General features: G+C 32.0%; 25 protein-coding genes and 4 riboswitches. Of the genes, 7 read left to right on the forward strand and 18 right to left on the reverse strand.

All coding sequences use genetic code 11. The annotated features are described in order from the left end of the window. Positions 1 to 100: 100 nt before the first annotated feature. Entirely contained in the window at positions 101 to 307 is a 207-nt protein-coding gene (locus tag ACWJJT_RS08515; protein ID WP_165413294.1) for a helix-turn-helix domain-containing protein, read from the reverse strand. Positions 308 to 342: 35 nt separating this feature from the next. Continuing rightward, positions 343 to 837, reverse strand: coding sequence for a DUF2975 domain-containing protein (locus ACWJJT_RS08520; protein WP_462954385.1), 495 nt, complete (start codon positions 835 to 837; stop codon positions 343 to 345). A 527-nt stretch (positions 838 to 1364) separates the two neighbouring features. On the opposite strand from ACWJJT_RS08520, the gene ACWJJT_RS08525 reads away from it, so the two are divergent. Further along, positions 1365 to 2813 carry a DEAD/DEAH box helicase gene (locus ACWJJT_RS08525; protein ID WP_462954386.1) on the forward strand — a complete coding sequence of 483 codons (1449 nt, stop codon included), beginning with the start codon at positions 1365 to 1367 and terminating at the stop codon, positions 2811 to 2813. Between the two features lie 213 nt (positions 2814 to 3026). On the opposite strand, the gene ACWJJT_RS08530 is transcribed toward ACWJJT_RS08525, so the two are convergent. Then, a complete protein-coding gene (locus ACWJJT_RS08530; protein ID WP_462954387.1) occupies positions 3027 to 4760 on the reverse strand; it encodes a DUF4153 domain-containing protein in 1734 nt (577 codons plus the stop codon). Between the two features lie 583 nt (positions 4761 to 5343). Here ACWJJT_RS08530 and ACWJJT_RS08535 point away from each other — a divergent pair. Beyond that, positions 5344 to 5541: a cold shock domain-containing protein gene (locus ACWJJT_RS08535; protein ID WP_165413285.1), complete on the forward strand. Its 198-nt coding sequence runs from the start codon at positions 5344 to 5346 to the stop codon at positions 5539 to 5541. A 244-nt stretch (positions 5542 to 5785) separates the two neighbouring features. Here the strand turns inward: ACWJJT_RS08535 and ACWJJT_RS08540 are convergent, their stop codons facing one another. The 3 genes from ACWJJT_RS08540 to ACWJJT_RS08550 are packed head-to-tail and all read right to left on the reverse strand — an operon-like array spanning position 5786 to position 10050. Then, the gene (locus ACWJJT_RS08540) at positions 5786 to 7807 is read right to left on the reverse strand and encodes an ABC transporter ATP-binding protein (protein ID WP_216303844.1); all 2022 of its coding nucleotides are present in this window, start codon (positions 7805 to 7807) and stop codon (positions 5786 to 5788) included. Then, positions 7804 to 9579: an ABC transporter ATP-binding protein gene (locus ACWJJT_RS08545; RefSeq protein ID WP_462954388.1), complete on the reverse strand. Its 1776-nt coding sequence runs from the start codon at positions 9577 to 9579 to the stop codon at positions 7804 to 7806. Before ACWJJT_RS08545 ends, ACWJJT_RS08540 begins: the two co-directional genes overlap by 4 nt. A 39-nt stretch (positions 9580 to 9618) precedes the next feature. Further along, positions 9619 to 10050, reverse strand: a complete 432-nt coding sequence (locus ACWJJT_RS08550) for a MarR family winged helix-turn-helix transcriptional regulator (protein ID WP_462954389.1) — start codon at positions 10048 to 10050, stop codon at positions 9619 to 9621. A gap of 195 nt (positions 10051 to 10245) precedes the next feature. Here ACWJJT_RS08550 and ACWJJT_RS08555 point away from each other — a divergent pair, with 195 nt between their 5' ends. The 4 genes from ACWJJT_RS08555 to ACWJJT_RS08570 all read left to right on the forward strand — a co-directional run bounded on the left by ACWJJT_RS08555 (position 10246) and on the right by ACWJJT_RS08570 (position 12227). Next, positions 10246 to 10512 (forward strand): hypothetical protein, encoded by a 267-nt coding sequence (locus ACWJJT_RS08555; RefSeq protein WP_462954390.1) that lies wholly within the window; start codon positions 10246 to 10248, stop codon positions 10510 to 10512. 129 nt (positions 10513 to 10641) lie between these two features. Then, positions 10642 to 11013 carry a CoA-binding protein gene (locus ACWJJT_RS08560; protein WP_462954391.1) on the forward strand — a complete coding sequence of 124 codons (372 nt, stop codon included), beginning with the start codon at positions 10642 to 10644 and terminating at the stop codon, positions 11011 to 11013. Between the two features lie 234 nt (positions 11014 to 11247). Then, the gene (locus ACWJJT_RS08565; protein WP_462954392.1) at positions 11248 to 11595 is read left to right on the forward strand and encodes a hypothetical protein; all 348 of its coding nucleotides are present in this window, start codon (positions 11248 to 11250) and stop codon (positions 11593 to 11595) included. A gap of 230 nt (positions 11596 to 11825) precedes the next feature. Continuing rightward, the gene (locus tag ACWJJT_RS08570) at positions 11826 to 12227 is read left to right on the forward strand and encodes a thioesterase family protein (RefSeq protein ID WP_462954393.1); all 402 of its coding nucleotides are present in this window, start codon (positions 11826 to 11828) and stop codon (positions 12225 to 12227) included. A 198-nt stretch (positions 12228 to 12425) separates the two neighbouring features. Here ACWJJT_RS08570 and ACWJJT_RS08575 read toward each other — a convergent pair whose 3' ends face one another. Next, on the reverse strand, positions 12426 to 14090 hold the full coding sequence (locus ACWJJT_RS08575) for a ribonuclease J (RefSeq protein WP_462954394.1): 1665 nt from the start codon (positions 14088 to 14090) through the stop codon (positions 12426 to 12428). 247 nt (positions 14091 to 14337) lie between these two features. Between ACWJJT_RS08575 and ACWJJT_RS08580 the strand changes: the two genes are divergently transcribed. Further along, on the forward strand, positions 14338 to 14766 hold the full coding sequence (locus ACWJJT_RS08580) for a DUF3842 family protein (RefSeq protein WP_462954395.1): 429 nt from the start codon (positions 14338 to 14340) through the stop codon (positions 14764 to 14766). A 187-nt stretch (positions 14767 to 14953) separates the two neighbouring features. Here ACWJJT_RS08580 and ACWJJT_RS08585 read toward each other — a convergent pair whose 3' ends face one another. The 11 genes from ACWJJT_RS08585 to cbiQ all read right to left on the reverse strand — a co-directional run bounded on the left by ACWJJT_RS08585 (position 14954) and on the right by cbiQ (position 23070). Further along, positions 14954 to 15805 (reverse strand): YitT family protein, encoded by an 852-nt coding sequence (locus tag ACWJJT_RS08585; protein WP_462954396.1) that lies wholly within the window; start codon positions 15803 to 15805, stop codon positions 14954 to 14956. 198 nt (positions 15806 to 16003) lie between these two features. Further along, a riboswitch (cobalamin riboswitch) is annotated at positions 16004 to 16191 on the reverse strand. Between the two features lie 283 nt (positions 16192 to 16474). Next, a complete protein-coding gene (locus ACWJJT_RS08590) occupies positions 16475 to 16819 on the reverse strand; it encodes a GntR family transcriptional regulator (RefSeq protein WP_462954397.1) in 345 nt (114 codons plus the stop codon). A gap of 78 nt (positions 16820 to 16897) precedes the next feature. Beyond that, positions 16898 to 18169, reverse strand: a complete 1272-nt coding sequence (locus ACWJJT_RS08595) for an acetyl-CoA hydrolase/transferase family protein (protein WP_462954398.1) — start codon at positions 18167 to 18169, stop codon at positions 16898 to 16900. A gap of 216 nt (positions 18170 to 18385) precedes the next feature. Beyond that, positions 18386 to 18573, reverse strand: a riboswitch (cobalamin riboswitch). Further along, positions 18574 to 18741 (reverse strand): hypothetical protein, encoded by a 168-nt coding sequence (locus ACWJJT_RS08600; RefSeq protein WP_462954399.1) that lies wholly within the window; start codon positions 18739 to 18741, stop codon positions 18574 to 18576. 33 nt (positions 18742 to 18774) lie between these two features. Continuing rightward, positions 18775 to 18906, reverse strand: a complete 132-nt coding sequence (locus ACWJJT_RS08605) for a hypothetical protein (protein ID WP_462954400.1) — start codon at positions 18904 to 18906, stop codon at positions 18775 to 18777. A gap of 33 nt (positions 18907 to 18939) precedes the next feature. Then, a riboswitch (cobalamin riboswitch) is annotated at positions 18940 to 19127 on the reverse strand. Positions 19128 to 19211: 84 nt separating this feature from the next. After that, positions 19212 to 19751 carry a cob(I)yrinic acid a,c-diamide adenosyltransferase gene (locus tag ACWJJT_RS08610; protein WP_462954401.1) on the reverse strand — a complete coding sequence of 180 codons (540 nt, stop codon included), beginning with the start codon at positions 19749 to 19751 and terminating at the stop codon, positions 19212 to 19214. A 45-nt stretch (positions 19752 to 19796) separates the two neighbouring features. Then, entirely contained in the window at positions 19797 to 19979 is a 183-nt protein-coding gene (locus ACWJJT_RS08615) for a helix-turn-helix domain-containing protein (RefSeq protein ID WP_216303854.1), read from the reverse strand. Between the two features lie 34 nt (positions 19980 to 20013). Further along, positions 20014 to 20202: riboswitch (cobalamin riboswitch) on the reverse strand. Positions 20203 to 20242: 40 nt separating this feature from the next. Continuing rightward, positions 20243 to 20566 carry an energy-coupling factor ABC transporter substrate-binding protein gene (locus ACWJJT_RS08620; protein ID WP_462954402.1) on the reverse strand — a complete coding sequence of 108 codons (324 nt, stop codon included), beginning with the start codon at positions 20564 to 20566 and terminating at the stop codon, positions 20243 to 20245. After that, the gene (locus ACWJJT_RS08625; RefSeq protein ID WP_462954403.1) at positions 20566 to 21318 is read right to left on the reverse strand and encodes an energy-coupling factor ABC transporter permease; all 753 of its coding nucleotides are present in this window, start codon (positions 21316 to 21318) and stop codon (positions 20566 to 20568) included. The genes ACWJJT_RS08620 and ACWJJT_RS08625 overlap by 1 nt, the downstream gene beginning before the upstream one ends. Positions 21319 to 21381: 63 nt before the next feature. Further along, positions 21382 to 22209, reverse strand: coding sequence for an energy-coupling factor ABC transporter ATP-binding protein (locus tag ACWJJT_RS08630; protein ID WP_462954404.1), 828 nt, complete (start codon positions 22207 to 22209; stop codon positions 21382 to 21384). A 12-nt stretch (positions 22210 to 22221) separates the two neighbouring features. Further along, a complete protein-coding gene (gene cbiQ / locus ACWJJT_RS08635; RefSeq protein WP_462956762.1) occupies positions 22222 to 23070 on the reverse strand; it encodes a cobalt ECF transporter T component CbiQ in 849 nt (282 codons plus the stop codon). Positions 23071 to 23193: the final 123 nt, after the last annotated feature.

The following is a 23193-nucleotide window of genomic DNA, read 5'->3' on the forward strand; positions in this document are numbered from 1 at the left end:
ATTTGTATTAAAGTAAATTATATTTAAACGACAGAAAACCACCGAAATATATGTATATTTCAGTAGTTACCTTCGATAGCTTTCACTAAGTTTTTTGTTACTATTCTTCTCTGTATTCTAAAATATCTCCTGGCTGGCACTGAAGCTCACTACATATAGCCTCAAGGGTAGAGAATCTTATTGCCTTTGCTTTATTGGTTTTTAATATAGACAAATTCGAATTTGTAATTCCCACTCTATTTGCCAGTTCAGATAAAGAAATTTTTCTTTTGGCCATCATTACATCTAAATTCACTATTATTGCCATGTATTTCACCTCAATTTGTTTATATAACGCAAATTCTATACCGTAAAATCATTTTCTTCTTTAACTTCAATCGCCTGTTTAAAAACCTTAGAAAGAACTAATGTAAAACAACCTGCAAAAAAGAAAATTATAAACTCAATATCTGTGTGAATCCCTTTAGCATCAATTTCTATTATCTTTAAATTTAAATATTGATTGTTAATAAAAAAATTGAGCACATAACAAGCAGCAATTATAAAACATGAAGCAGCAACAATTTTTAAACTTTCAACATTCTTCCATACAAAAGGGTTTGCTTTAACTAATGAATTCATAATGCACCTAAGATAATACATTATACAAAGTAATGCAAAACCACCTAGGACGAATAGAACACAGGTGATAATATTTTTAAAATTAAGTAAGTTTACTTGCTCAGTCACCAATGCTTTTCTAAGTATTAATAAATACACAATAAACCCTATAACAATTAAACCATCTAGCATTAACTTTAGTAGGGATGATAAAGAAGTTTTTCCATAATATTTCATAAAAATTCCCTCCATAACTTGTAATTTTATTTTTTAAAAGTAAATGCTACTTTATATTAACAAGTAAGTATAAATCAATGTGATTTATTTCAACAATTTATGTTGTTTGCTTTTTATCTCCAGATCTTAAATGATATAAAATTGTAATTTAACTTATATGAACTTTAATACAATATTATCACATTAGTTTTTTTTTTACAATGCAAATTCACTGTTTATCAATGAATTTATATTGCAAAACATTAGCACCCTGAATTATCGATAATAGAGGGTATGAAGTCATTACTTCAAATTAAATTTAGCTATTTTCAATGTTTTCCTGTTTCGGTGGTAATATTTACGTTGAAATACATGGGTGTGATATAATAAAAAAGTTAGTGTGTATATTGGTGATCCCAATGTAATGATAAGGACAATGTAGCCATCTGTAGCAGATAAAAAAATGGAGAATCCTTGTATGTGGAGCATAAAAAAATATATATTCCTAACAATAATAGTAATAGAATTATAAGGAAAGAGATGATCAAATGATAAATGCAAATTTCAACGATTGTAAGTTAAGCAGTGAGTTATTAAAAGCAATTAACATGTTAAATTTTAAGAATTTCACAGAAGTCCAAAAGCAGGTTATACCAGCGGTACTCGCGCAAAAGGATGTAGTAGTAAAGTCCCAAACCGGAAGTGGGAAGACTGCCGCATATGCCATTCCTATTTGCCAATTAGTAGATTGGGAAGAAAATAAACCCCAAGCATTAGTGCTTACACCAACAAGAGAGCTTGCTATTCAAGTCAAAGAAGATATTTTTAATATAGGTAGATTTAAAAGACTTAAAGTATCTGCAATTTATGGAAAGTCTCCTTTCTATGATCAAAAAAAGGAACTTAAACAAAAGACGCATGTAGTAGTTGGCACACCTGGTCGTATTATAGATCATTTAGAAAAAGGTACATTTGATACATCAAATATAAAGTATCTTGTAATAGATGAGGCTGATGAAATGCTTAATATGGGATTTGTAGATCAGATAGAAACAATAATAAGTGGCTTATCAAAAAAACGCGTTACTATGTTATTGTCAGCCACAATGCCGAGAGACATAGAGACTTTATGTAACAACTACATGAAAGATCCTATATACATAGAAATAGAGGACCAAAACAAATTAAAAAGTAATATATGTCAAGAAAGATATAACGTAGACGAACTAGATAAAATAGACCTTTTAAGAGATATAACCATAGTAGAAAACCCTGATAGCTGTATAATATTCTGTAATACAAAACTAAAAGTAGATGCAGTTTATAATAAACTGGCAAATCTCGAGTATACTTGTAAAAAAATACATGGCGGAATGGAACAAAGTGATAGATTAAGAGTAATGAATGATTTTAAAAAAGGTTATTTTAGATATCTAGTGGCTACAGATGTTGCAGCTAGAGGCATAGATATAGATAGCATTAGCCTTGTAGTTAATTATGATATACCGGGCGACAAAGAAAGCTATGTTCATAGGATAGGGAGAACTGGCCGCATAGGAAATATAGGCCATGCAATTACCTTCGTAACCCGAAACGAAAGCAGATTTTTAAATGATATACATCAATATATTGGCAAAGAAATTATTTTGAATGAAAGACCTTCAACCAAAACCGTAAGTAATGCCAAAGAAGAATTTGCGCGAAAAATGAATACAAGACCTGAAGTTAAAGAAGCAAAAGGCGCCGAGCTAAGCAAAGAAATTATGAAATTACATATTAACGCAGGTAAGAAAACAAAGATGAGAGCAATGGATATTGTAGGTACACTTTGCAGTATTAACGGCATGACAAAAGATGATATAGGAATCATCAATATAATTGATATATCTACTTTTGTAGAAATATTAAATAATAAGGGTGAGTTGGTGTTTAATGAATTACAAGAAACACCTATCAAAGGTAGACTTCGCAGCGTAAGTAAAGTTATATATGAATAGAAAAGTAGCTATCAGTTAAGATGTTAGTAGAGGGGGGAATGCTTCCTTAGCTCCCCTCTACTAAATTTTTTCGTATAATAATTAATAACTTTGTTACTATTCTTCCCCGTACTCTAAAACATCCCCCGGCTGACAAATGATAAAGAAGTGTTCCCATAATGTTTCATAAAAATTCCCTCCACAACTTGTAATTTTATCCCTTTAAATTAAAATCTACTTTTTATTAACTAGTAAATATAAATCAATGTCCTTAATCTCAACTTTTTGCGTCTTTTGATTTTTATTACCAGTTATATTTAAGAATACAATTTTGACCTTTATTTTTTGATTTTCATCAACCAATGTCAATTCTTCAGTGGGTAATCCATCCACATTTGGTGCAGCCGAATATTTATCAGCAAGTATCTTTACAAATGAATTTAAGTTCTCGCTATAAACTTCTTTATTAGCATACCTTATTTTTATAGTCTCTGATTCATAATCATAGGATACAGCTAAGGCACTATTTGAGCTATCGCGAAGATTGTTTATGTTTTTCATATCAATTAAGTAATCATATCCTTTTATGTCTATATTCTTATCTGAGGGTCTTCTCGTAAAATTAAAAGCTTTATTAAGGGAGCTGTAGCTTGGATTATCAGGAAACCCTAATACCTTATTAATATCATCTGATTTTAAGTTTTTGGGCAAATATTTAACATCTCGAAGGCTGTGGTTTCTATTGAAATAATCAAGTATACTGACTACCTCTTCCCTATCCTTAATCGAAATATTAGTAGATCTTTGTAACTTCTCATTCTTAATCATGTTGTTTTTTATAAGAATTTTCTCGAGTCTATTATTTTGGCTCATTTTTGAAATTGAGTAACTACTAAACGGACCAAATACAGAAATAAGGGTAATAATTGAAAGTGTAACCGGAATTATTATATTCCTTAGCATTTTAGTAAAGCAGAAATACAGCATTATGAAAAATACCCAGAGGGCTAAAATAGCAACAAAATATCGATTTTCTGTTACTCCGTAAGCATTTATTCTTATACCTATGGAAATAAACATCATTATCAAAAGAGGAAGTATTATTTTAGGTGCAAATGTTAAAAATTTATTTGCAAAGCTTACCTTCTCTCTTATAGGAGTAATAAGGAATAAGATGATTGTAACGATAACTGAGTACCACAGAACCAGATTTGAAACTATACCCATTGGCCATCTCCAGGTTACTATTATCTTTCCAAAGTATATATAAAGGATTATTGTATATGCTATTAAAAGCGGCATTACAATATATAAAAGTAGTATTCTTAATAGTTTTGGATAAGACTTCGGGGTTATTTCTTGATTTTTATGAGGTATTCCTGCAAGAAAATATGAAAGTGCAAATATAAAAACTACAAATAGCCATGTATAATAGTAGACTTTACCTTTAATTATTATTCCAAGCAGCTTATCCATAGTAAATAAAATTGCAGAAAGTCCAGAGAAAAGTACAATTGAATAGATTAGGGTGATGAAAAAGCCTGTAAATATAGTTATAACATACATTTCAAATTGTTCTTTTTTTAGAAGATATGGTATAAAGATAAATCCTAGATACAGTACAAGACTTACAGCAGTGTATCTTGTAATTGTAACCATTCCTATATTATTTAAAAGTAAGAAGTAATAAAGTACGAGTAATAAGGCGCCACTGAAATAAGCAATTGTAAGATTATATGAATTGCTCTCCTCTCGTTTCTCAAAAAAAAGTTTTATGCAAAGTGAAAGAGGTATTCCAATCGCTAGCACCAAGGCTATTTTACTTAGAGTATCATTTCTTGGATTGATTTCTGAAATAGCTATAAGCACAGCGAAAGTGGAAGCTGATAGTATTACTGTTAAAGGGAATCTCTTAAGACTTAAATACAGCCTGGTTAAATTATTTTCAATGGATTTAATAGGTTTCATAATATTACCTCCCGATAGGTTGTTTATTGTATATAGTTCAATACTCATTTCCATTTTTCATACGCATCCTTAAATCATCACCTGCGCAACTGTAACATTAACGACTTAACTTATATTAACTTTAAAACAATATTACCACATTATTTTTTGTTTTACAATATAAATTTATTGTTTATCGAAAAAATATATTGCAATTCATAATTATCGCATCATATAAAAAAAGGAACAAAAGACACTGAATTAAGCAAAGAAATTATGAAATTACAAGCATATCTTGAGAATTCATATCGTTGCCTCCTTACTGACCCTTTTCATCTAAAAATCCTTTTAAAATTGATTTCCTTTCATTTTAATCCTCCTAATCTACAATTAATTTTATGCTAAACATAAAACAATTAGTTAATATAACTTGCTTTTTATAATAAACTATGATAACATAAGAATTGACTTAAATGAATAGTAATTAATGTAGCACATATATATTTCAATTGGTACTTTTAAATATAGTATTTTAATATCGAAATTTTATTAGTGAGCTATTACAAAGCATTTAAGAAAATAAAATTTCGGAGGTATACATTATATGAATGGTACAGTTAAATGGTTTAATGGAGAAAAAGGATTTGGTTTTATTACAGGAGAAGACGGAGTAGATGTTTTCGCACATTTTTCTCAAATAAATTCAGATGGTTACAAATCACTTGATGAAGGTCAAAGAGTTTCTTTTGACATCGTTAAAGGACCTAAAGGACCACAAGCAGAAAACATTTCAGTTTTATAATTAAAAAAAGACCATTAAATAGTTATACTATTTAATGGTCTTTTTTTATTTGTATGATTTATAAAGTACGCATTTGTAGCTTAAAAAAGTGAATTAATTTTTGCTAATGCCTGAGTAATAGTGAAAATCCTAATGAAATTATCCTTTTATTAAAATGAACATAAAGATACCCTATAGGGCAGACTTTTTTTACTTGTCTACTCTATAGGGTATTTAAAAATTTCATTTATCATTATTATTTTATTTATACTACTTCATTATCTAAGTTTGCTCCACTAAATTGACTATTATAAAGATCTGCATAGAATCCATTCTTAGCAAGAAGTTCATTATGACTCCCCATCTCAATAATACTTCCTTTATTCATAACTAATATTAACTCTGCATCTTTAATTGTAGAAAGTCTATGTGCAATTACAAAACTTGTTCTATTTTGCATAAGTTCTGTCATAGCTTTTTGTATATAAACTTCTGTTCTTGAATCAACGCTACTTGTAGCTTCATCAAGTATCATAATAGTTGGATTTGCAAGTATTGCCCTAGCTATAGTAAGAAGTTGTTTTTGACCCTGTGATATATTTGAAGCTTCTTCATTTAGTATTGTATTATATCCATCAGGAAGAGTCTTTATAAAGTGATGCGCATGAGCTGCTCTTGCTGCCTCTATAGCTTCTTCATTAGTTGCTCCCTCTTTACCATACGCAATGTTCTCCATTATAGTACCATTAAAGAGCCATGTATCCTGAAGTACCATCCCAAACATATTACGTAGTTCCCCACGCTTTATGTCTCTGATATCCACTCCATCAACTGTAATTGAACCTGCATCTATCTCATAGAACCTCATAAGCAAGTTAACAAGTGTAGTTTTACCAGCACCTGTTGGTCCAACAATTGCAATTGTATGACCTCTTTTTACATCAAGGTTCATATTCTTAATAAGAGGTTCTTCTGCTTTATAACTAAAGTCAACATTCTCAAACTTAACTTCTCCCTTAGGAAGCTCAACTACCTTGGTATCCTCAGTTTCTACAAGCTCTTCGACCTCATCTAATAATTCAAAAATACGTTCAGCTGAAGCTACTGTTGATTGAATTATGTTAGCAATATTTGCAGTTTGAACTATTGGCTGAGTAAACTGACTAGAATATTGAATAAAGGCTTGAATATTACCAATACTAATTTTACCTTGCGTTGCTAAAAATCCACCAACAACACAAACTACTACATAACCTATATTACTAACAAATCTCATCATCGGCATTATTATTCCCGATATGAACTGAGCTTTCCAACCCGAAACATATAATCTGTCATTAATATTTTTAAACTCTTCGATAGAATCCTTCTCATGTCCAAAAGATTTAACAATTTTGTGTCCAGTATACATCTCTTCAACATGACCATTAAGTGCTCCAATTTCCTTTTGCTGCGCTGCAAAATATTTTTGGGATCGTTTTGCTACAAACGCTGTCACAACAATATATAGTGGCAAAGTTAATATAACAACCAGCGTCATTAATGGGCTTATTGTGAGCATCATAATGATAATACCTACGATTGTAACAACAGACGTAATAAGCTGTGTAAGACTTTGTTGAAGCGTTGTTGATATATTATCAACATCATTTGTTACACGACTTAGTATCTCACCATGCGTTCTTGAATCAAAAAACTTAAGTGGTAACCGCGAAAGCTTATTTTCAACTTCTTTACGCAAGTTATAAACAGTTTTCTGTGCAACTCCAGCCATTATATATTGTTGAAGAAACGCAAAAACTGTACTTACTATATATAATGCAAATAATAAAAGAATAATATTTCGAATGTATATGAAATCTATCTTTCCACCATTTACATCCATTATTTTAGAAATTCCAGTTTTAATTTTGGCAAGGCCCTCAATTACTTCAGGCCTCTTTGCAACTGCTGGATCAGACTTTATTAAAGCTGCTATTTTGCCCTGCTGAGCATGCAACTGAAGTAACCCAACTTTACTCATTATGCCTTCAAATAATTTATCTAAAGCTCTTGCTGAAACCTTAGGTCCTACTATTGTAAAAACAGTACTTACTATCGCAAATATAAATACCAGAATAAAATTAGTTCTTTGAGGCTTTAAATAACTTAAAAGCCTTTTTAATGTACCTTTGAAGTCCTTTGCTTTCACTACAGGACCTGCGAAGGATCCCATTGGTCCACCTGAGCGCCCCATGCCTTTTCCCGCTCCTTCACCTGATTTATTGTTCTTGTTATTTTCACTCATGATAATTCCTCCTCTGAAAGCTGTGAAGATACAATTTCATGATATATCTTACAACTAGTTAAAAGTTCCTTGTGAGTTCCTATGCCTGCAATTTTGCCCTCATCTAAAACTATAATTCTATCTGCGTCCATAACTGTTGCAACCCTTTGGGCAATGATTATTACCGTTGATTTTGCTGTTTCTTTTTTAAGTGCTTCACGTAGTTTTGCATCAGTTTTAAAATCAAGTGCTGAAAAACTATCATCAAAAATATATATTTCAGGTTTTCTAACTAAGGCACGTGCAATAGATAGACGCTGTTTTTGTCCGCCAGAAACATTTGTTCCTCCTTGGGCAATAAGATGGTCATATCCTTTTTTCATTCCATTAATAAAATCTGTAGCTTGTGCTACCGTAGCTGCATGCTGAATTTCTTCAATAGTAGCATTATCCTTACCATATTTAATATTCTCGGCAATAGTTCCAGAAAAGAGTACTGTATTTTGAGGAACGAAACCAATCTTAGACCTTAGAGCTTCCTGACTCATTTCGCGAACATCTACTCCATCAACCAATACTAAGCCACTAACTGCATCATAAAAACGTGGTATTAAGTTGATTAAAGTTGATTTACCAGAACCTGTACCACCAATAATAGCTGTCGTCTCACCAGGTCTTGTACTAAATGTTATGTGGCTAATGGCTGGTTGATCCGCACCTGGGTAGCCAAATGTTACATCCTTAAACTCAACATATCCACTTTGTTTATCCGCCAATTTAGTAATCTTTGGATCAATGATTTCCGGTTCCATTTCTAATACTTCATTTATTCTTATTGCAGAAGCTTGCGCCCTTGGTATCATTATAAATACCATAGCAAGCATTAAGAATCCGAATAAAATTTGCATTCCGTATTGTATAAATGCTATTAATGAACCAACTTCCATACTTGAAGCATCTATTCTTTTAGCGCCGAACCAAATAATAGCAACTGTTGTGACATTCATAATTAACATCATTACTGGCAATAAAAATGCCATGATTTTATTCACTTTTATAGCATTATTCATAAGATCAGTATTTGCATCATCAAATCTAGCCTTTTCAGTATCTATACGATTAAATGCACGTACAACCCTAATACCAGTAAGTCCTTCACGTAATACAAGATTCAATTTATCTATCTTCACTTGCATTAATTTAAATAATGGCATAGCGAATTTAAGGGTTATTCCAATAATAATTCCAAGTAACGGAATTACAACTGCAAAAATCCAGGTTAAATGTGCGTCCTCTCTTAAAGCCATAACAATACCACCTATAGCAGTTAAAGGTGCAAAAAGCATAATAGAAAAAATCATTACAGTTGCTGTTTGAACCTGAGTAACATCATTTGTAGTCCTTGTTATAAGGGTTGCAGTACCGACCTTATCAAACTCATGCAGCGAAAACCCTTCAACTTTAGCAAACAATTTATTACGAATAATCCTGCCAAACCCTACAGCAGTTCTTGACGATAGGAATGCAGCTACAACTGAGCATATAGCTCCACCTGCTGAGAATAATAGCATAAGTCCGCCTATTCTAATAATATAATCTATTCCTTTATAAGTTCCACTGAATCCTAAAAATGAAATAGTTTGAACTACATCCTTTTGTACTATACCTTTATCAACTATATTAGCCATTAAGGTTGGCAAATATAGGTTCGCAAGTACTTGAGTAAAAATCAATATAACTATTAGCACTATTTGCAATGTGTATTCTTTTAAAAATCTAAATAATTTAATCAAAAGTATCATCTCCATTCATTTGTTATTGCATTATTTTTATTAGTCATTTAAAAGCTTCTTAAGTGTATCTAAGCCTTCAAATATTTTATGAAGTTCTTCTGTACTTCCCTTACTCATTATATCTGCAATGTTTTTTTCAAATTGGTTATGAAAGTTTTTATGCATCTCTTTAAAGTTTGGTGACATACTTACGTAGACTACCCTCTTATCCACATCGCTTCTTTCTCTTACTACCATTTCCTGCTTTTCAAGCCTATCAATAATTCCAGAGACTGTACTATTTGATAAACAAAGCTCATTGCTAAGTTCTGATATCTTAAGCTTCTTTTTTTTTCTTAAAAGACCCAAAACCATACCTTGAGGCGCAGAAATACCTGTATCACAAAGCACTTTACTCATATTATGTTTAAATAGCTGCATGACCTCTTGAAAAAGTCTTGCAACTTCTACGCTCTCATTTATTTTTTCCACTTAATTACCCCCTTAAATGTATTTCGTCTACTAATATTTCGTATCCGTATATTTAGCTTACGAATTATATTATAATCCCATATATATTTTATGTCAATACATTTTCATATACCCTTAAATTGGACTTTAGGATATTTTACCTTTGCCAAGCCCTAGAGTTTAAGTTATAATTTTATAAATAATGGAGGTGTGTTTATGAATGTTGATTTTTCTAATATTAATCTGAATACCATTATTATGGTTGCATTAGCTATATTACTTGCTTATCTTGGTATTGCAGTATTTAAAATAATTGGAAGGATATTAAGCATTACACTCGGTGTCTTCCTTTTAATATATGTCCTTAAACAAATAGGTATTGCAATACCTGTATTAACTGATTTTCTTAGCTATCTTTTACAGGTGATAAATCCAATTATCGATAATATAAGACATTTAGTTACTTCTGTAAAGTTTAAATAGGCATATAATTCAGTTAGGTTTTTTATCTTTTGTAGTGAAATAAAAAAAACATGCTAATTAGCATGTTTTTTTATCGCTACTAGGGAATAATAATATTATAAAAACTAATTTTATTAGGAGATGACAACATTGAATGCTAGTCAATTTTTAACTTATAAAAACTGGGTTGTAGTTGGGGATGTATTAAACCCTTCCAAATATGCTTATAAAATATTGAATTCCTTAAAAAAACATGGATTTAACGCAGTGGGTGTAAATCCATCTATTGAAAATGAAGGGATTTATATCACCCTAAGTGATATACCCTACAAGGTAGAAGTTTTAGATTTATGCATTAATCCATATAAAGGTATTAAAATTCTTCATGAAGCTCATGCTTTAAAAATAGCTAAAGTCCTTATTCAACCAGGTGCTGAAAGCCCTGAAATAATTAATTTTTGTAAATCAAATGGAATGCAAGTAATAGAAGGATGTGCCTTAGTAGAATTATCAAAAATATAAATCAAATAAAATCTTTCCTCCCCAATACCGTTTTGTAAGCACAACATAAATAAATTTTGCACATTTTCAGAAATATTGCAGAAATTTGCAGAATGATTATTTCCAATGATAACACAATATTACAAAATAATGTATTACTTTGTGGTATAATTAAAATATTGCGGATAGGTAATTTACCTTTATATGTAAATTGCCTATCCGGCATTGTTTTATACTATAGCGGGAGGGGAATATATGGAATTAAACACATTGGAAAGCGAGATGCTAATTGACATTTACGATGCTGATATGTTGCCAGGAATGTCATTCGAAATTGAAAATTATAATTTAACAGAGGAAGATCCAAAAGAGAAGAATCAAGAATTTGCTTTCTATTTAGGAAAATTAAAAAAGTTAGGTTTTGTAAAATATGAAGAGAACGAAGCCTTTGTAAAATGTGGAAGTCGTAGCCCTAAATATAATAATAATGTAGTTATGATTTCTGAAGATAAAATACACATTGATTCTAAAGGAATAAAATTAGTAGAGTTGTATAATTACAGTAATTCCAAAATTCAAAGGAAACTGTATAGATGTGGCTAAATGATTAGCCCAAACAGTAAGAAATGAATTATTCGCTATGATATTATTTCAATTTGAATATTTTAAAGATCCATATAACAATGCAAGTAAACAATAGAATTCCAGTAATGGGGTTCTTTTTTTAATTTATATCATAAGACATATCATAATAACACTATCCTAAAGGTGTTAACATGGTATAATAAGGTATTGGTATAGTAAAAAATAATAAACAGAATGGAGTGATAAAATTGGAATTCAATTTTAATAAAGACTTGAAATTTACTATTGAGCAGACTATTAACAGCAGTGACACCGCAATTTCTTATGGATCTGGAAATCTAGATGTTTATGCTACTCCAGCTATGACAGCTCTTATGGAGAATGCAGCAACGAATTGTGTTCAACAAACTCTACCTGATGGTTTCACAACCGTTGGTATAGAGATTAGTGTTAAACATATAAAGGCAACACCTGTTGGCGTTAAGGTTAGAGCTGAAGCTTTATTGTCAAAGGCAGAAGGCAAAAAATTGTTCTTTAAGGTGGAAGCCTATGATGACATGGGTAAAATAGGTGAAGGAATTCATATAAGGTACATAGTAAATTCTGAAGAATTCATAAAAAAAAACAATACGTTAAATCATCACCTGTGATTCTATTTATCATCTTCGATGCTACTATTTCACAATTAAGACTGTACCTAACAAGGCAGTCTTTTGTTATGTTAAAAGTTACTATTTGTAGATACAATAGCAATATAAAAAAGCAGTAGAACTAACTACTGCAATTTTTTAGTTTTACTATATGATCTTTGCTATTGTTTTGTATATCACCACCAACTTAAAAAACCATTAAATCTCCATAATAATTGGAAGAATAATTGGCCTACGCTTCGTTTTTTCATACAAATATCGCTCTGTGGATTTTTTTATATTAGATTTTAATACATACCATTCAATAATTTTCTTGTCTAAGCACTTATTAAGCTCAACCCTAACAATTTCTTTTACTTCACTAATTAATTCATCCGATCCCTTTGCATATATAAATCCGCGAGTTATTATGTCTGGTCCTGCAATAATACTATAAGATTCGCGTTCTAAAGTAACCACAACAGTAAGCATGCCATCTTCCGCTAAGTGCTTTCTATCTCTAAGCACTATGCTTCCAACATCCCCAACACCAAGTCCATCTACAAATACAGATCCAGTGTGTACCCGTCCTGTTACTTTAGCTTCATCCTTTGTAAGTTCTAAAACCTGCCCTGTTTCCATAGTAAATATATCTTTGCCTTGCATACCTAATTTTTGTGCTAACTTAGCATGATGACTTAAATGTCTGTATTCACCATGAACTGGCATAAAATATTTGGGATGAACTAATGCGTGAATTAATTTTAATTCTTCTTGATATGCGTGACCGGATACATGTACTTCTTCTAAATCCTCATAAATTACCTCTGCTCCTTTTTTGAATAGCTCATTGATTACTCTAGATATAAGTTTCTCATTGCCTGGAATTGGAGATGCAGAAATAACAAATAAATCCTCTGGTTCAAGGGCGATTTTCCTATGAGTAGCAAAAGCCATTCTAGCAAGTCCTGCCATAGGTTCGCCCTGACTTCCGGTAGTTATTATTGTAATATTTTTATTGTAGTAATTTTGCATATCATCTATACCTATAATGTAACCTTCTGGTACATGGAGATATCCAAGTTCAATAGCTACTTGTGAGATATTGTCCATACTCCTCCCACTAAAAACAATTTTTCTACCATGTTTCACAGATGCATCTACAATCTGTTGGATTCTATGAATATTTGAAGCAAATGTAGCTACAATAACCCTTCCCTCTGCATTAGAAATTATTCTAGTTAGAGTCTTCCCTATAGTTTTTTCAGAAATTGTATGCCCTTCACGTTCCACATTCGTGCTATCCGCCATAAGAAGTAGCACGCCCTCTTTACCTAAATTTGAGACACGTTCAAGATCCATGACTAATCCATCAATGGGAGTATAATCAATTTTGAAATCACCAGTATGTAATATAACACCTAGTGGTGAGTGGATGGCAATAGCACAGGAGTCTGCTATACTGTGAGTAACCCTTATGAATTCAATTTTAAGATTTTGTAGTTCTATAGTTTCTCCAGCATTTACATTGTGAAGTTTACAATTAGATAATATATTGTGCTCCTTTAGTTTATTTTCAATTAGCCCTAACGTTAACCTAGTACCATAAATAGGTACATTCAATTGTTTTAGAATGTACGGAAGCGACCCTATATGATCTTCATGTCCATGAGTTAAAAAAATGCCTTTTACTTTTTCTGCATTATTTTTTAAATAAGTTATATCTGGAATTACTAAATCCACACCATACATTGCCTCATCAGGAAAGGCTATACCACAGTCTATAACAATGATTTCATCCGCATATTCAATAGCTGTTATATTCTTACCTATTTCTCCAAGGCCTCCTAAAGGAATAACCTTTATACTTTCCTCGTTTTTCACTAAATTCTCCCCTTCATTTATATCAATTATATTATTAATATTATTTTCTTTATTTTGCCTTTAATTATTAAATTAATACCTTTATGGGAGAATTTTTTTTACTTTTTTATAATCATTTTATTTATACCAAAATTGCAATTTAATTTGAACTAAACACAGAATGTACATAAACATTATAGTATAATAATATTATCTATATAAAAATAGATTTCATTACATTATAAATTTTATTTTTTGGAGGTTCACCATGAAAATAGCTGTAATAGACGCACAAGGGGCAGGTCTCGGTCAAACAATCATAAAAAAAATTCGTAAAGAAATTGACCTAGATATCTATATTGTTGCACTTGGTACAAATGCATTTGCTTGTTCAAATATGGTAAGAGCTGGTGCAAACATTGGTATAAGTGGAGAGGAATCAATTTGCTCATTTTGCAAGAAAAATAAAATCGATAGTATAATCGGTCCAATTGGAATAATATGTAGTGGCGGCATTAACGGTGAAATTACTCCCATGATTGCCACGTCAATATTTAATATGGATTGTACTAAATATATACTCCCACTACAAAAACATGGTATTTATATACCAGGCACAAGGAATATGCAAATCAAAGATATCATTAAAGAGATTGTACTTGATATAAAAAGTAATATAAAATATCCTTTTATATAATAAGGTTTATACATAATATTTAAAATACCAGTTCTTTATCCTCTGTAACTTTAGCATCTGACTCATACAAAGACTTTATTAATTCTTGGGTTAATACCTCTGTTGGTATTCTATAACTAACAATTTTGCCCGCTTTCACGGCATAAATTTTGTTAATCCGCTCTATTAGCTGTCTAAAAATTTTTATTTAATGTTTTAAGGATTTAAATCCGTATCCAAAGACCTCATAAATATTATTCACTGTTACAAAAGCATCCTTATCAACAAATTTTATGAATTTTTTAAGTGTTATAAACTCCCTTCTTCCTACTATAACCACAACAACTTCTTTATCCTCATCTGAAAAATCCCCTACTCCGTTATATACAGTAGATGTTTTATCTAGCTTTTCTCTTATATATTTTCTTATCTTATCGCTGTTCTTACTTATAATTGTAACTTCTTTGCACACATTTATTCCATCTATGATATGGTCTATAAGAAAACCATTAAATATAACTCCGAGCATTGCATATAATGATAGCTTAATTCCAAAAGCAAAAACTGCCATTAAAATAACAATTAAATCACATATTAAAACTCCTTTTCCTAAATTTATATGAAAAAATTCATTTAATATCTTAGCTAAGATATCTGTCCCCCCTGTTGAAGCATTTTGATCAAAGACTATAGCTGTACCTATTCCTGATATTAGTATTCCAAATATAAGTTCCAGTAAAATATCTCCTGTAATTGAATTATTAATAGGTATAAACTTTTGAAATACAATTATAATACCTCCTACACCAAAGCTTGCATACACACTTTTTCCACCAAAACCCTTTCCGATAGCAATAAATGCTATTACAAACAAAATAAGGTTTATTATCATCATTATCCAACCTACGGATAATCCCCCTGTAAATTTATTTATAACTATCGCTAATCCATTCGCCCCACCTGTCGCTAAATTATTTGGCATTAAAAAGAAATATAAACCTGCTGATACCATGAACATTCCTATGTTTATAAGCACAAATTCCTTTATCTTTGTTTGCATAATATGCCTCCTTATAATTATCAATTGTATTACCTATCCTCTATAAAATAATCATAATTTCTTTCTCAACGAAAAATTAAGCCCTTTAGCATTTATGCTAAGGGCTTGATAATAATACCAACCATATTTGTAAAAAACGCAAAATTTAAATGCATTTTCATACAAATATGCGTCACACCCCCTATCACTCGTAGCGTTCTTGGTGTATTAATAAAGGCAGGTCTTCTGACTTTGGATCACAGTCGCTTTAATCCTTCCCAGCAAAATTGTCAGTGGTATAATTTAGAGCTTCTCACCATTACAGCGGCGGGACCGTTCAGGCTTTTCACCTGGTTCCCTTTTAAATGAAATGCAAAACATCTCATACCTTTAAATTTAATATTAAGTTAAATTAACATATTATTACATAACCAAAGTATACATTTTAAATACTTGATTAATTTAAGCTTTCCTTATTTTCAGTAAGCTGCAATAGACTCACAAGGGGCAGGTCTTGAACAATCAATCATAAAAAAATTTGCTTGTTCAAATATGATATTTATATAACAGGCATTAATTATCACCTCCAAATCCGTATGATTTACTTACCATAAGATATATAAATATTAGGGCACCAATCATAGAAATTAACTACTTCTATATGATATGCTTTAAACATACTAAATTTATCTAATATATGTTTTTTGCATCTACCCTTCGATCTACTATATCTAAAAACTTTTCTAATTTCATTCCACTTTTCAGAGCTTCCTCTAGTCCTAAGTCAATGAATTTTATTATATTATTTTTAATTTCCCAAGATATAAAATCTTCAGTTACAAACGTTCCCTTCCCTTGATAAGCTTTCAAAGTCCCCTCTTGTTCCAAGTCATTATATGCAGTGCTTACAGTATTTCTGCTTACTTTTAACATTTCAGATAATTCTCTTTCTGTAGGTAATTTTGTTCCGACTTTGAGGGTTCCTTTTTCTATTTTATCTATAATCTGTTGTTTAATTTGAATATAAAGTGGCACTCCACTTTTTCTATTTATTATAACATCAATAAAAATCCCTCCCAAAGCATATTGAATTAATTGACTAATTCACTCCAATCATTGACACGACCTCTTAATCATTAAATCATCGCCTGCGGTGCTGCTAAATCTTCTTTTCCACTCTTTGATTAATTCTTTCCTAAATTTAGGGTGAGCTATATTTATTAAAGCTCTCCCTCTTTCTTTTAATGTCTTTCCCCTTAGTTCCGCTATACCATACTCGGTAACTACATAATGAACATCCGTCCTTGATGTCGATGCTATAGCTTCATTGTCTATTAATGGAACTATTCTAGAAACCTTACCATTAAAATCTGTTGATAGAACTGCTATTATCGCTTTACCACCTTTGGATTTATTCGCACCTCTAATAAAATCTACTTGTTCGTAGGCTCCACTAAATTGTTTTAATTCTATAGACTCTAATACTATTCGTCCCATCAAATCTATTTGTGTACATGAACTTATTGATACCATACTATCATTTTGACTTATAACATATGGATCATTTACATAATCAACAGATAACATATCTATCATTGGGTTATTATTAGCAAAATTATATAGTTTCTTCGTTCCCATTAAAACCGCAGCTACTATCTTATTTTTATGAATAGTCTTTCTCTTGTTATTTATAACTCCAGCTTCTACAAGGTCTACTACTCCATCTGATATCATCTCTGAATGTATGCCTAAATCATTTTTACCCTTTAAATTTAAAAGTATGGCATCTGGTATAGCGCCTATTCCAAGTTGTAATGTCGATCCATCCTCTATAATTAAGGAGCAGTTTCTTCCTATTTCATTTTCTGCATCTCCTATTTCACCTTTTTTTAGTTCCATAACTTTATAGTCAGCCTCTACCATATAGTCTATATCTTTAACATGTATAAAGTTATCTCCTAAAACTCTTGGCATCTTCTTATTAACTTCTGCTATAACAATATCTGCACACTCCGCAGTTACTTTAGCGTAGCCACTTGAAACTCCAAAGCTACAAAAACTATGTTCGTCAGGCTCCGAAACTTGGATTATAGCCACATTAACCTTTAAATACTCTTCTCTGAATAATCTTGGCATTTCTGAAAAAAAGCAAGTTGTTAAATCCCCTATATCACTATTTATAACTTCCCTTGCATACGTTCCTTTTCCCATCCCTACCATGTGAACTACTTCTCCGTACCTTTCCTTATTTTCACTCATAGCACCTATAACTAATTTAGGTTCTCCAACTGCATGACCAACAATTACCCGATCCCCAGCTTTTATTTTTTCTGAAGCTTCTTTAGCAGTAACTACCTTTTCTTTATATCTCACTTGCCACTCCATAATATTTCGCTCCTTGTAATTATAAATTATTCAACAAATTGTATCACCTGTACTTTGTAGAATAATTATAATTCCTACTCCCTCACAAAAAATTAAGCCCTTTAGCATTTATGCTAAAGGACTTCATAACAATATTAACCATATTTGTAAAAAACACAAAATATAAAATGCATTTTCATACAAATATGTGTCACACCCCCTATCACTCGTAGCGTTCTTGGTGCATTAATAAAGGCAGGTCTTCTGACTTTGGATCATAGTCGCTTTAATCCTTCCCAACAAACTTGTCAGTGGTATAATTTAAAGCTTCTCACCATTACAGCGGCGGGACCATTCAGGATTTCCACCCGATTCCCTTTTAAATAAGATGCAAAACATCTCATACCTTTATATGCTATATTAAATTACTTTCTTTTAAAAGTTTCTATTAATCTCTTCCATAAAATCTTTTTTAATTGAGCTTTATTTGTAACAGAGTTTTTATTAAATTCTTTCATAATAATCCTATCGGCTTCTCTATTTCCTGTTATATTGACAATAAATTCTTTGCCTAAGTTTTTGTACATATCCATAATTATTCCCCCTTCAAACTCTAAATATCAATATTATTGACTTAATTTTAGAATTTGAGGTGGTTCTGGGAAACATCCATATGCACCTGCTCTTTTTAAATTTAAATACGCAGTACTAAATAAATCATTCAATGAAAATTTATTTAACTTATTTATTTTACCCATATTTATAACACCTCCCAACATCCACGTGAGTAATCAGTATTGTTCCTTATGGCAGGTCTCCTGACTTAGTATCATTGCAATTCGCATCCTTCCTATTTTATAAATAGTGGATATGCAAGCGAATTTGCTCCTCATTACAGTGACGGGCTCGCACAAGATTTTCACTTGTTTCCCTTTTAATTTTAAGCTACAACTTTAAAACCATAAATCATTTATTTAATTTTCAATATAACCATGATGATAAAGCAAACGTAAGTTATGCTAGCTTTATTGTTTTACTTTATATACCAACTTTTTTTTCATAATTAAAACTCTATACCCTCTCTAGATGGTATTCCTTCGTTAAAATAATGTTTAATATCCTTCATCTCAGTTACAAGGTTTGCTTTATCTATTATAGCTTTAGGTACGTCTCTCCCTGTTAAAATCAATTCTATATTACCAGGTTTATTCTCCATTAATTCTAGTAGTTGTTCTTCACTTATTAGTTGATTGTTCAATGCTCCCATTACCTCATCCATGATAAGTATGTCGCATTTTTCTTCTTTTAATGCTTCCCTACAAAATTCATATCCCTTTTGTACCTCTTCTTTTAATTCATTTTTTTCCTCTGCATTTAATGTCCAAAAAAAACCTCTTTTTTTCTCAAACCTAAATATATTAAAAAAGGGAGCCAGTTTTTTTGCACTTTCAATCTCACCAGTTTTACTTCCCTTCAAAAATTGTACCATAAATACAGTATATCCATTTCCTGCTGCACGTACGGCTAATCCTACAGCTGCAGTCGTTTTCCCCTTGCCATTCCCCGTATAAATTTCAACATATCCGTTTTTTAATTTCCCCATTATATTCATTTCTCCTTTTATTATCATATGCATACATATGCTTTATTATCTCAGGGTTATCTTATATTTTTTTATTTTATATTGCAAATCTTGTCTTGAAATACTTAATTCTCTTGATGTTTTGCTAACATTGTTTTCGTTTTTATTCAGTGTTTTTTCAATAATCCCCTTTTCAATATCAGCCATATAGCTAACCAACTCGAACCTCTTTTCTACATTTACCACCATATTTTGAAAACACCTCCCTATCTCTCGTAGAGTTAACTGTGTATAATTATAGAAAGGTATTCTGGCTTAAGTCTCATTGCCCTTAAAACCTTCCCAGTTTCCCAGTGATATTTTTTATAAGGACTCCTCTTTTACAGCGGCGGGACCGCGCAGGATTTCCACCTGTCTTCCCTTTTAAACTAAAGCAATTAATACTTTAATTACCCATAATTATAATATTAAATCAATAAATGATACTTTCATCCCAATTATATGAAAAAGCATTATTCAGTTTTATTCCCCTGATTTTCTTTTTTAGTTCTCTCTACGAATCTTCCCAGGAAAAAGAATAGAACACCAACTCCTATACCTGTCTGTAGACAAAAGAGTAAACTCTCAATTTCCCCTGGTAATTCTCCACCAACCCAAGTTTCCATAACCGGTTCAAACCAAGGCTTATACTCAGTACCTGTAATCTCGGAAACTACTTTACTTCCTGCATCATCTGAGCCACCAAATTCAGCACCCTTTAATGCGAATAATGGTATAATGGCAATTAGTGCAGCAATAATTAATAAAATGAAAACCTTTTTTTTCGTCTTTACCATTAATTTTCGCCTCCCTTTAGGAATCCAAGTTCTGTTAATTCGGATTTTGCATATGTTTCAAGACCCATAATGATGACAACGGTCAGAATACCCTCGATAATTGCCAGTGGAAGCTGTGTCGGTGCAAATACTGCAAGGAACTTGACTACAGATGCTGCGATACCGCCGTTCGCAGACGGATATGCAAGTGCAAGTTCAAAACTTGTTACACAATAGGTTAATAAGTCACCGATTGATGCTGCCAGAAAAATACCTACATATTTATTGACTTTGAGCTTCTGGCATAATTTGTAGATTACATAAGTAACAAGCGGTCCTGCAATAGCCATAGAAAACGTATTAGCACCAAGAGTGGTCAGTCCGCCATGAGCAAGCAAAATTGACTGAAAAAGTAGTACAATAATCCCCAGGATGCTGACTGCCATTGGTCCGAATAGGATTGCACCAAGTCCGGTACCAGTCATATGTGAGCAACTTCCTGTTACTGACGGAATCTTTAAAGATGAAAGCACAAAAATGAATGCACCTGACATAGCAAGAATAGTGATGGATTTACGGTTCTTAGCCAATGTTTTCTTAATTGATAAGTAACCTGCTACTAAGAATGGAACGCATATAACACCCCATATAATACAGAATTTTGGTGGAAGGTATCCTTCCATGATGTGCATTGCATTTGCTACCGGGGCTACCCCGAAAATTAATGCGAAAGCAATCGCAATAAAGATAATTTTCTTTTCTTTCTGATTCATTTTTTTCCTCCTCTATTGTTTTAAATTTATATTAATCTAAGCTGAAACGCCTAGAAAACCCAACTATCTTTCAAGCATTTCCTTGAATTCTTGCGTACTTTTCGGATAGGCACTAGTATCTTCCAGCAGATGTTTTTCTACAAGCAATTCATATATCTCAAGCACTGTTGGCTGTTTTAAATTTGCCTGTTTTAAAATTTCTGTGTTTTGGAAAATTTCTAAAGGTGTTCCATCTGCGATAATTTTCCCTTCACAGAATACAAGGACTCGCTCCGCCCATCGATATGCGAAATCTACATCATGGGTGGAAATGAGCATTGTCTTGCCCTCCGAACCAAGCTTGGCCAAAACTTCTTCTAGTATCAATGCATTTAAAGGATCCAATGATGCAGTCGGTTCATCAAAGATAATGATTTCTGATTTCATAGCAATGATGCCCGCAATGGTGACTCGCTTCTTTTCACCGCCACTCAAATAGTGTGGCGGACGATCCTTGAAATCTGATATGTTCATGTATGCCAGTGCTTCCTCGACTCGCTTGAGTACTTCCTCTTTTGGAAGCTTTAAATTCATTGGCCCGAATCCAACTTCAGCCCTAACTGTAGATGCGATTATTTGATTGTCCGCATCTTGAAAAACAATCCCGATATTTTTTCGAAGTCCTTTTAAATTCTTCTTATTAACGACAGTACCCCGGTAAATTATTTTTCCCTGTTCAGGTGTAAATACACCGTTTATGTTTAAGAAAAATGTAGATTTTCCGGATCCATTAGAACCAATAACAGCGATTTTCTCACCTTCATAGATATCCACACTTACGCCGTCCAATGCAGACTTGCCATTTCCGTAGACGTAGTATAGATCTTCGACCTTCAATATTGATTTCCCCATAATAGCTCCTTTCTATCTTGTAACGCCCCATATCAGAATCAAAAAAATTATAAATGTTACCGCAGAGGCAATCTGTATTGTCTCTACCTTTTTATCTTCCTCCAAAAATATAAGATCGCCATCATAGCATCTGGCCTCCATTGCATCATAATAATCGTTTGCCTTTTTAAGCGAAATAACCAGCATATTGCTTGCAATGCTTCCAAATGTATAGCAGGAAGTCTTAAAATCACAGTAACCCTGACGGGATTCTGCGGAATTTTTCATTTTAGTATAGACATCCATTAAAATGAAAATATAACGGTAAATGAGGTTCATCAGCTCTACAATTAGCTTTGGAACATGTGCCTTTCGAAGCACATATATAATCTCTGAGGACGGAGTTGACAGTGTCATCATTTGTAGGGCACTTATAGCTGCAAAAACTTTCAGAATCAAAAACGCCACTTCCTTAAGCTTTGCCTGAGAAGTAAACACATAGCAGAAGCCAAGATACAGGTTATACTGCCCCATTGGCTGCTTTGAAAAATCAATAGCAATTGTAAAAGTGCCAAGGAGGATAAAGATGATTGGAATCGCCAGTATTGACAAGTATTCGTTTACTGGAAGCTCTCCTTTTACAATGGTCAGATAGCCCATTGCAATAATGACCACAACGGATACATAGGGATTTTCCAATACAATGCAAAGAATCAGTATCACAACAGAAAGAGATACTTTAAAAGTAGCATTCCAGTGTCTGATTTTAGAGGTATAAGCATAAAAATCAATTGAAAACCCTTCGCCGTGTTTATGTCCGGTTCCATGGTGATGATTATGTGTCCCATCCCCTTTTTTCCATTTGAAGAAAAAGCCCACCATTAGAAAAATGGCACATAAAATAATAATTTTTCCCATTTCACATCTCCTTTGAATTTTCACCCCATGGCAGCATTCTGGGAGATTTTAGAATAATAAAAATAGATGAAGCATAGTAAACAATTA

This window comes from Clostridium sp. CM041 (assembly GCF_055081035.1).